This window comes from Asticcacaulis sp. P2_B1 (assembly GCF_056404915.1).
This window is the reverse complement of the sequence record NZ_JBFUDD010000021.1, coordinates 19,731-29,984: the sequence shown is the minus strand read 5'-3', so window position 1 is coordinate 29,984 and position 10,254 is coordinate 19,731. Positions and strand designations below refer to the sequence as shown.

The 10,254-nt window shown below is 59.1% G+C and carries 7 protein-coding genes; 2 read left to right on the top strand and 5 right to left on the bottom strand.

The genetic code is table 11. From position 1 onward, the window contains the following. Nucleotides 1–10 precede the first annotated feature (10 nt). Entirely contained in the window at nt 11–556 is a 546-nt protein-coding gene (locus tag AC1DX3_RS23740; RefSeq protein ID WP_476991840.1) for a hypothetical protein, read from the top strand. A gap of 249 nt (nt 557–805) precedes the next feature. On the opposite strand, the gene cckA is transcribed toward AC1DX3_RS23740, so the two are convergent. The 5 genes from cckA to fliQ form a co-directional block, all read right to left on the bottom strand. After that, complete coding sequence (cckA, locus tag AC1DX3_RS23735; RefSeq protein ID WP_476991839.1) at nt 806–2,992, bottom strand: cell cycle histidine kinase CckA; 2,187 nt, start codon at nt 2,990–2,992, stop codon at nt 806–808. A gap of 136 nt (nt 2,993–3,128) precedes the next feature. Continuing rightward, entirely contained in the window at nt 3,129–4,955 is a 1,827-nt protein-coding gene (locus tag AC1DX3_RS23730) for an alpha/beta hydrolase family protein (RefSeq protein ID WP_476991838.1), read from the bottom strand. A gap of 171 nt (nt 4,956–5,126) precedes the next feature. Further along, nucleotides 5,127–6,203, bottom strand: a complete 1,077-nt coding sequence (gene flhB, locus AC1DX3_RS23725; RefSeq protein WP_476991837.1) for a flagellar biosynthesis protein FlhB — start codon at nt 6,201–6,203, stop codon at nt 5,127–5,129. Next, nucleotides 6,196–7,041 carry a flagellar biosynthetic protein FliR gene (gene fliR, locus AC1DX3_RS23720; protein WP_476991836.1) on the bottom strand — a complete coding sequence of 282 codons (846 nt, stop codon included), beginning with the start codon at nt 7,039–7,041 and terminating at the stop codon, nt 6,196–6,198. The genes flhB and fliR overlap by 8 nt, the downstream gene beginning before the upstream one ends. A 2-nt stretch (nt 7,042–7,043) precedes the next feature. Continuing rightward, the gene (fliQ, locus tag AC1DX3_RS23715; protein WP_476991835.1) at nt 7,044–7,307 is read right to left on the bottom strand and encodes a flagellar biosynthesis protein FliQ; all 264 of its coding nucleotides are present in this window, start codon (nt 7,305–7,307) and stop codon (nt 7,044–7,046) included. Between the two features lie 235 nt (nt 7,308–7,542). Here fliQ and AC1DX3_RS23710 point away from each other — a divergent pair, with 235 nt between their 5' ends. Next, nucleotides 7,543–10,194 carry a calcium-binding protein gene (locus tag AC1DX3_RS23710; RefSeq protein ID WP_476991834.1) on the top strand — a complete coding sequence of 884 codons (2,652 nt, stop codon included), beginning with the start codon at nt 7,543–7,545 and terminating at the stop codon, nt 10,192–10,194. Nucleotides 10,195–10,254 lie beyond the last annotated feature (60 nt).

Sequence of the window (10,254 nt, the reverse complement as noted above, 5' to 3'; positions counted from 1 at the left end):
GGGTCGCGGCATGAAACACCTGACCCCAGCGATCGTTGCCGCCATGACCTTGCCCATATTGCCTTTGGCCGCTTGCCATCCGGCGCCCAAGCCGCCGGAAGCTCCCGTGTCGGCTGCGGCGGCAGCTGTTCCGGTCGCTTCGGCGGCGCCGGCCGCTGCGATAACAGCGCCGAACTCTGCGATGCGGGCAGCGTTTTATGTCAATGACCTTGGCGATGAGGACGCTCAGATCACGGGCTGCACGACCATGCTCTTCCGCGGCAACGATGCGCCGCACGGTCAGATATTCGCCGAGGACGGCGTCGATACGGATGGCGTCGGCTTTATCAAGATCAATGACAAGGTGATCAAGCTGGCCCTGACGTCATCAACCCACAGCGACAAGGGCGGAGTGCGGGTTTTTACCTCGGCCGACAAGGCTTTGGTGGTGACGGAGAACTATATTATCGGGGCGTCGCACGAGGAAAGCGACAGCGTCGATCTGAAGGGCACGCTCGATGTGAGTTACAAGGGCGAACTGCAGTCGTTTATCGTCAATGGCGGGACGGCGTGTTAAACCGAGTGACGGTGGGCTAAACGACCTTAAGAAAGTACCCCTCACCCGGCAGGCTGAAGCCTGCCACGGCACCGGCCGCCCGGCCTCTCCCCTTGAAAGGGGCTAGGGGTTAAGAAAAGTTTCCTGTTAAATCACACCGGGGGGAAAAGCCGTCAAATTGGATGAGTGGCTAGCCGGCTAGCGCCGCAGGTATAATTCATACCTGCAAGCGACGACTGCGACGCCAATCGCCAATTTCACGCGCTTTTCCTAGGCGGCCAGTTGGGCTTTGACGCGCTCTGCCAGGGTCTTGATGTCGAGCGGCTTGGGCAGGAACGAGATGTTTTGCTCCTCTTCCAGCAGGTCGGAGAATTCCGACTCGGCATAGCCCGAGATGAACATCACCGGGACATTGCCGAGCATCGGCCGCGCCAGTTTCAGCATCGACGGGCCGTCGAGGCCCGGCATGATGACGTCGGAGATCAGCAGGTCGAACTTGCCGTTTTCGGCGGCGATGATGTCGAGCGCTTCTTCGCCATCGCAGGCTTCCAGCACCTCATAACCGCGTTGACGCAGCAGGTGAGCGGCGATCCCGCGGACGATCTGCTCGTCCTCGACGAAGAGGATACGGCCGACGCCGGACAGGTCTTTCGGCACGGGCTTGGCTTCGACCACCGGCTTGGGCGGGGCTTCGCCCTTGTCGACCTCGATCCACACCGGCAGGAAGATGCGGAAGGTGGCGCCGTGGCCGACCTTGGAATCGATGACGATGTGCCCGCCGGCCTGATTGATGATGCCGTGGACGGTCGACAGGCCGAGACCGGTCCCCTCGCCGAGGGGTTTGGTGGTGAAGAAGGGCTCGAAGACCTGGGCGATGATTTCCGGCGGGATGCCGGGACCAGTGTCGCTGACCTCGATCAGGGCCGCGCCCTGGGCCGGCGCGGTTTCCCAGCCGAGTGCCTGGGCGTCGTGCTGCGACAGGGGCGCGGTGCGGATATGGACCTTGCCGCCGCCCTGGGCGCGCATGGCGTCGCGGGCGTTGACGACCAGGTTCATCATGACCATTTCCATCTGCCCCTTGTCGACATGGACATTGGGCAGGTTGCGGCCGTATTCGGTTTCCAGCTTGACGTCTTCGCGGACCAAGCGGCGCAGCAGGACTTCGGCCTCGCTGACCATTTCGCCGACATTCAAGGTGACGCGCTTGACGGTCTGTTTGCGGGCAAAGGCCAGCAGGTTGCGGACCAGGTCCTCGGCGCGGGCGATGATCTGGCGGATACCGTTGAGGTCGTCATAGGACGGATCGCCCAGCGGGTGGTTGAGCAGCAGCTGATCGTTGCGGAACTTGAAGCCGGTCAGGAGGTTGTTGAAGTCGTGGGCCATGCCGCCGGCGACCTGGCCGATGGCCTGCATCTTCTGGGCCTGGATCAGGGTCTGTTCCAGCTTCTTCTGCTCGCTGACGTCGAAGAGATAGATGCTGAAACCGCCTTGGACCGGTGAAACGTAGATCTGGACGGCGCGGTCGGCTTTTACGCTGAGGTGGATATCGAACGGGCCGGCCTTGCCGGTGGCCAGTTTCTCGACCAGATCGGCGCGCGAATTTTCAGTGACCAGGTCGCCGAACGGAATGCCGGCCAGGTCGTCGGAAACCTTTTCGACCAGGGCAGCGAAGACGGTATTGAACTCGGTGACACGCGCGGTGAACAGGTCTTCGCCCAGGATCAGGGCGGCGCCGAACGGGGCGGAACCGGCAAAGGCGTCAAGAGCTGCTTCCGGCATGTCAACGGGTTCGTGGCGCGAGTGGCCTTCCAGCTCCGGCTCCTCGCCCGGCAGGAAGTCGCCGGCATTGACGTCGCGCCGGTTCTCATGATTGAGCATCAGGCCGTTGCCGAGGACGCCTTGCGAGCCGGCGCGGACAAGGACCAGTTCCTCACCCAGGCGCGACACGACCATCTCGTAATCGAAACCGCCCAGGCGGACCAGGGCGCGGCCGACACCTTGCGCCTTGGCTTCGCGCAGGGCCACGAACAGGGCCGGCGCTTCGTCGCCTTGCGGCAGGCGGCGCGCACCACCGCCGGCATCGCGCCAGGCGGTGTTGGTGGCCAGGACGTGACCGTCGAAGGCGGCGACCGCGGCGGCTTCGCTCAGGCTCTTGACGATGTCCTGGGCCTTGAAACCTTCGGCGGCCAGGACGTCTTCCTCGGTCGAAAATGCGAACATGCCGAGAAAGATGACGCCTGCGAAAGCGGCCAGAATGATGGCGAGGATGACGCCGAAGGGCAGCGAACCGGAGATAAGCCACACCACCGTACAGGCGCACACGACGATCGCGGCGACGATACCGGCCGTCCAGAGGTTACTGATGTCCTTGAGACGGCCGAACTTGGCCTTGATCAAATCCGCGACGGATTTGGTCGGTGCAGTGGCGGACGATGAAGGGGTGGACAAAGCGGGCACCTCGTATACTACAATCTTAACTTGCGCCACAACCTCGTTGCGCGCAAGCGGCAAGCGAATCACTTATCAGAGTGTACAGGATTCGCGAGAGTCATGCCCTGATTCAAAACTTATGTATTTTCAAGCATCTGGCTGCCTAGAAGGGTGCGAAATAGGCATGCAGGCGGCGGACAGCGTCGTCCATCTGATCGACATCAAGGTCGATATTATGTCCGCCAGAAGCGAAAGTGACGAATTCGACCGGGCAATGAGCGGCGGTCAGCTGGGCGGCGAAGGCCTCGGCCTTGGTATAACTGGTCCTGAAGTCGTCGACGGCATGGAGAAAACGAAAGTGCAGACCGGCAGGGCATGTTCCCTTGAGCGCCGCGACGTCGGGCGCCAGGTCGTCGCGCGAGCCGAGATAGCGCAGATCGTTATCGGCCAGAGGGTCGCCTTTGAGGAGATAGGCGCCGGAATAGCCGATAGCACCGGAAAACAGGTCCGGACGCGCCAGGACGGATTTGAACGCCAGCCAGCCGCCGGCGCTTTGACCGCGCACAGCGGGCTTCGAGGTCAGGCCGGGCAGGACCTTGACGACATCTTCGGCCACCGCGACGACATCGGCGACCGCCAGGTTGCGATAGGGTGTGCGCGAGGCGATAGCATAGTCGTAACCAAGATTGCCGTCGCCGCGCACGATAGCGAAGGCGATCGCCGTCTTGCTGGTGGCCATCGCGTCATGCGTCATGGTGTGATATTCGTCGAAGACGCGGCGATAGCTGTAACTGCCGTAGACGTCGATGATGACATGCTCAGGGATTACGCCTTTTGGCATCAGGACGATATAGGGGACCTTGGTGCCGTCGGCGGAGGTCGCGACGGCCTCCCTGGTTTCGAAACTGTCGCTGTCGACGACGGCGACCCCGCTGTCGCCAAGGGTGAATTTGATATCGTCGCAGGGACGCTGCTGCCAGCCGCCCGGAGATGCCGACAAGCGCAGCAGGTCAAATTGCGGCGTATGCAGCAGGCCCGTCGTTTTGAGCACGAAACCCGTGCCGGAATGGCTGGCGACGACCGTGGTCGTCTGGCCGTGGGGGATGTCGAACACGTGCTGGAAAGCATAGTTGTCACCGTTCTTGCACAAGACGGCCAGGGTATCGACGTCACGGCTTACCAATTCGACGACCATGTCGTTATTGGCGTCGACGGCGCCGTTGCGGGCTTCGACCAGGGGGCCTGAGGTTGGCAAGGCGATGATAATCTTCCCCTTGGCGGAGATGCGGCTACCGTCGCGCGCCAGGCGGACAAAACTGAGCGACCGGCGACCGGCGACTTGCGGAGGATCTTGGGTCCAGGTCTCGCGCTCGACCAGCCCGTCACCCGATATCAGCATGTTCTCTATCCCGTCATAGAAGACGGGCGCCGGATCGATGGCGGATATGACATGCATACCGCCTTTCAGGCGATAGGCGACCGGCGTCATGCGGCCATCGATCGGCAGAAAAATGGCGTTTTCATCGCCGGTCGTTGCACCGATCGGTGTCTCCTTGCCGGCGCTCAAGAGGCTGAGGTCCTGGCCACCGTCGGCGCGTTTACGGGACAGGTAGACCGTGTCGCGATAGGGCATATCCAGGATGGTGGCGCCGGTGACCGGCAGGTGCGTGACAAGGCCGGTCGTGGCGTCGAACCGGTCGAGCCAGGTCTTGTTGCCGGCCTTCATGGTTAGGATGCAGTCGCCTGAATCGTCGGCGGCGCAGTTGAGACTGCTGACAGCGCCGGCAAGCTCATCGGCCGGCAATATGACCGGCTGCCACGGCGAGCCGTCCGCTGCGGCGCGCCGCCACACATGTTGGTCATTGTCGAGCGCTATGAGATCGGCTCCCGCCCACACGACGGCAAAGGGATCGGCCGCCAATTGGGCTTGCGCGGCGGATTGGGCGTGGACGCTACCGGTACAAAGCAAGCCCGCCAGCCCTAGCGTCAAACTGTATCTCATACCAACGGTCATAATGATTGACCGTTGGTATGAGGTCTTTTTCAGCTCAATCGCCGCATGGCTCCTCGCAACATCTCGGGCGGGCGCTTGCCCGCTACCAACGGCAGATGAGTCAAGATCATTCATCGTTGGTATCATACCCTGCCCCCCGCTCCTGTTTTAGAATCCACGCCGTTTGCGCGTCAGGATGAAGCCTATCAGTTTGGCGACCGCGGCGAAATGCTCTTCGGGAATGACCTCGTCGATCTCCATGCTGGCATAGAGGGCGCGCGCCAGGGGCGGATCTTCGACGATCGGCACGTCGTGCTTGCCGCCCTCCTCACGGATTTTCAGGGCGACCGCGTCCATACCCTTGGCGACGCAGACCGGCACGGGACTTTCGGCGGGGTCGTAGAGAAGCGCCACGGCATAGTGGGTCGGGTTGGTGACGATGACGGTCGCCTTGGCGACATTGGACATCATGCGGCGACGCGACTTTTCCATGCGCAGGGCGCGCAGCTTGGCCTTGATGTGCGGGTCGCCTTCGGTTTGCTTGTATTCTTCCTTTTGCTCCTGTTTCGACATCTTCATCTTTTCCATGAAGCGGTAGCGCTGCCACATATAGTCGGCGGCGCCGCCGACGAAGAGGAAGATGCAGACAGCGACGGCCAGGGCAATGAAAGCTTCGCGGACATAGGTCAGGATCAGGATCGGCGGGGCGCCGACCAGGGCGAGCATGTCGGTGATGCGGTTTTTCAGCACCAGCCAGACGATAAAGCCAGTGATGATGAGCTTGATCACGGTCTTGCCGAACTGGATCAGGGAATCCAGCCCGAACATCTTCTTGAAGCCCGCCAGGGGGTTGAGCTTGCTGAGGTCGGGCTTGAGTTTGCTCGGCGTGAACATCAGGCCGGTTTGCAGGACATTGCCGGCGACGCCGAAGAAGACGGCCGTGCCCAGGACCATGAGCAGGATCGGGATGATGGCGAAGATGATGTCGTGGGCGATGGTGACGCCGCCGTCGCCGTCCATGGATTGGAGCAATTGTTCCGGGTGGGCAAAGAACGGCAGCAGGTCGCCGGCGAGGTCGCGGCAGATGGACGGTCCCTTGATGGCGACGATGGCGCAGGCGCCGATCAGCGACAGGGCTTGCGGAACGTCGGCGGATTTGGCGACGTCGCCGCTGTCGCGGGCCTGCTGGAGTTTCCTGCCGGACGCCTCTTCGGTTTTGTCTTCGCCGTCATTCCCCTCAGCCATGATTTACATGGCCTCCGCGGATAAAGAGGGCGAGGAACTCGGCGTAATGGTCGATGAAGAGCATGCCGGTGGCGCCGAGGCTGAGCGCCATGAGGCTGAGGCCGAACAGGACGCTGAGCGGTGTGGCGGCGAAGAAGACGGGAAAGTTCGGCATGATGCGGCCGACGAAACCGGTGGCGATATTGAAGACAAGGGCGAAGACGATCAGGGGCGCCGACATCTGCATGGCCAGGGCGAAACATTTGGTGACGGTCTGCAGCATCAAGGTGGTGGCGTCGCCGATCATGATCGGCTTGGTCGGGGCGAAAATCTGATAGGAATCGACCATGGCGCGGATGAACAGGTGGTGGGTGTTGGTGGCGTAAATCATGACCAGGCCCAGCATGGCGAGGAAGGTACCGAGGCTGGTCGACGGCTGGGCCTGGGCCGGATTGGCGGTCTGGGCGAAGGAAAGGGTGGTTTGCAGCGACATGATTTCACCGCTGATGATCAGGGTGAACAGCAGGACGCGCATCAGGGTGCCCAGCATCAGGCCGATAATGACCTCGTGAAAGATATCGCCGGCCATGGCGCCCAGCGTATTGGGCAAGGCCGGCAGGGTGTTGCTGACGATCGGCGCTATGACCAGGGCCAGCAGAAAGGCGAAGCCCAGGCGCAGGCGGGGCGGCACGGCCTGGTCGCCCAGGCCCGGCACCAGCATGACCAGGCTGGTCAAACGCAGGAAGATCAGTCCGACCGCCCACAGTTGCGCCGAGGTGCCGAAAAATGACGACACATCGACCCCGCCCGGTCCGGGGAGCAGGTCGGTGCGCAGCGCGGCTGTGGCGAGCAGCAGCATGGCTACATGGTCGCAATCTTGTTGACGATGTTGTGCATGAAGCCAGCCAGAAGCGTGCCCATCAAGGGCAGGAACAGCAGCAGGGCGAGGAAAATCGCAATGATTTTAGGAGCATAGATCAGGGTCTGTTCCTGGATCTGGGTCAGGGCCTGGAACAGGCCGATGGCGACACCGACGACCAGGCCGACCAACAAGATCGGCGTACATAGCTGGATCGTCAGCCAGATCGCATCGCGTCCGACACCCAGAACTTCCGTACCATTCATGATTTTACTCTCTTATTAACCCGGCAGATTTTGCCGCCCAAAGGGTTAATTTGGGATTAAATCATGGAGGGATTCTTGGGCTGATGTCGAGCGGTTCACGATATACGTGGCATATTGTCGAGGGATCATCATGCCCTTACCTCGCTTCCGATATACCGGGACGCTAAATGGGTCCACAACACCTTGCCCAACGCTGTGACCTCTGGCATGGATAGCCTTTCCAAGGGGGGAGCACATGCATCGTAACCAACAGAATATTGAATCCACGAATGCCGACCCAGAATTGGTGTTGCTCACCAGCTCGGCGGATGGCGTTGCCGCGAACGCCTTTACGTACGGTGGCTTCTTAAATTGGTATGCTCCATCTTTAAGTGACGATATCGTCGTCATTACAAGTGATGCCGATAATTTGGTGACGGGCGACACCAACGGCACGACTGATATCTTCTTTAAAAGCCTGTCGACAGGCGCCATAGTTCGCGTTTCGACGACGTCAACCGGAGGTCAGGTAAACGGTTACTCTGCGTTCAAGGATGTAACCAGCGATGGCCACGGCATGCTTTTCACCTGTGACGCCACTAATATTAATTCGAACGCCAACCGAGGACTTTACTATAAAGACCTGACAACAGGTCAAGTTAGGGAAGTCGACACTCTTGCCAACGGATATCCCGGAGAGGGAACTGTCGTCACCGCCCGCTTCATGCACGACGAGACAAAAGTAATTTTTTCGACGACTGCAGGTAATTTAGCACCTGGAGACACTAACAATAATTACGACATTTTTATCAAAGATCTGACCACGGGCGCAATTCAACTCGTATCATCGAATTCCGAAGGCGTAATTGAAAACAAATATTCCTTAGCTGTGAGTCATTTCTCGGCTGACGATACCAAAATCTATCTCAACAGCACGTCCACCAATCTGGTCGCCTACGACACAAATCACGCCGGCGATATCTTTATGAAGGACATGACGACCGGCTGGATGACGCGAATATCAACGACGTCGAGTGGCGGCGAAATAAACGGTCTCAGCACCCTCGTAAACGTTACCGAGGACGACAACACAATGCTGTTTATGAGCCTTGGTAGCAATCTGGCGCCGAATGATACCAATGGCGGCAACGACATCTTTCTCAAAAACCTCACAACGGGCCAAGTGTCAGTTGTGTCAAGCAATTCTGCGGGCGAGATCGGAAACGGCTGGTCGCAAGTCTTCGCCGAAACACAAGGTGACAAGGACATCATTTTTACCAGCACATCCAGCAATCTTGTCGATGGCGATACCAATGGCTCGATAGATGTCTTCACCAAAAATATTTTGACAGGCTCGACTACGCGGATATTTACAGCTGAAAATTCTCACGATGGCGATGTGTACGACTATTACCCAATATATGTGAATGACGATGGCATGGTCGCCTTGGAAGTTACACATTATAATACAGCCAATGACGCTGCCGCAAAGATTAACGGCGGAATTACTGTGACTACCGAAACGATTTATATCATTGATCTGGCAAACTTGAACGCCACAGTTTTGACCTCGGGTTCCAGCGGGTATATCTATGCACCCGGTAATGATTTACGGGGCAGCTACGTCAATGAATTTGGACTAAGTGTTGCCTCTCCAGATACAAAACATGTAGTCCTTCATTGGTCAGAAAGCCTGGGTGGTCCTCCAACCGCCCCATTGCCAATCGGCAATGATTACCTTGTTCCCATCACGGCGACATCCATACAGAAGAACATAGGCGACAGCCACGCCGATACACTCAATGCTACGAACGGCAACAATTACATGTTCGGATTTGCCGGCAAGGACAACATTACCGCAGGCACCGGTAACGATGTCATCGACGGTGGCAAGGATGCAGACATCATGCGCGGCGGTTATGGCGATGACGTCTACTACGTCGATAATACCGGCGATATAATTCGCGAATATAGTGACCACGGTGTCGACACGGTCAATGCCTACATCAGTTGGGCCTTGGACATAAACCTTGAAACCCTTACCCTTTTGGGAACGGGTGACATAGGTGCGACAGGCAACGGTGCGGATAACATACTGACCGGCAATGCCGGCAAGAATATCCTCGATGGTGGTAGCGGGGCCGACACCATGGTTGGTGGCGCCGGTGATGATGTGTACATTGTCGAGAATGCACAGGACATTGTTACCGAAACAGATGGCGGCGGAAGTGATCTGGTGAACTCCAGCGTTACCTGTACGCTTGGCGACTTCGTTGAAAACCTGACCTTGACCGGCAGGGCCGCTATCAATGGTGTCGGCAATGCGCTCGACAATGTCATCAAAGGGAATGCCGGCAACAATACCCTGGTCGGGGGAGATGGCGACGATACACTCGACGGCGGCGCGGGAGGCGACACGATGCGCGGCGGCAACGGCAACGACCTCTATATCGTCAGCAATATTACCGATGTCGTTAAGGAAGCCGCAGATCAAGGCACGGATTTGGTCAAGGCATCTGTGAGCTTCTCATTGGTTGGCCAGCAGATCGAAAACCTGACCTTGACCGGGACGAAGGCAATCAATGCCACCGGCAACAGTCTGGCCAATACGCTCAGCGGCAACAATGCCGCCAATGTGCTGAACGGTGGTTTTGGCGCGGACACCCTGACCGGGCACGGCGGGGCCGATATTTTCCTGTTCGGCACGGCCAGCGGCGCCGACACCATCACCGATTTTTCGGCGGCGCAAGGCGACAGCATCAATGTCCATGCCTATACGTCCGGCACCGCGCACACGGCCTATATCGTCCAGGCTGGCGGCGATGTGCACATCAATCTCGGCGGCAGCAATGTCATCACCGTGACCGGCGCCAGCGTCGCCGATGTCACCGCCCATATGGTGTGGTAGACGGATCTGAAGCCGGCACCCCGGTTGCGACCATAGCTATTAAGTGATCGGCCCACACCT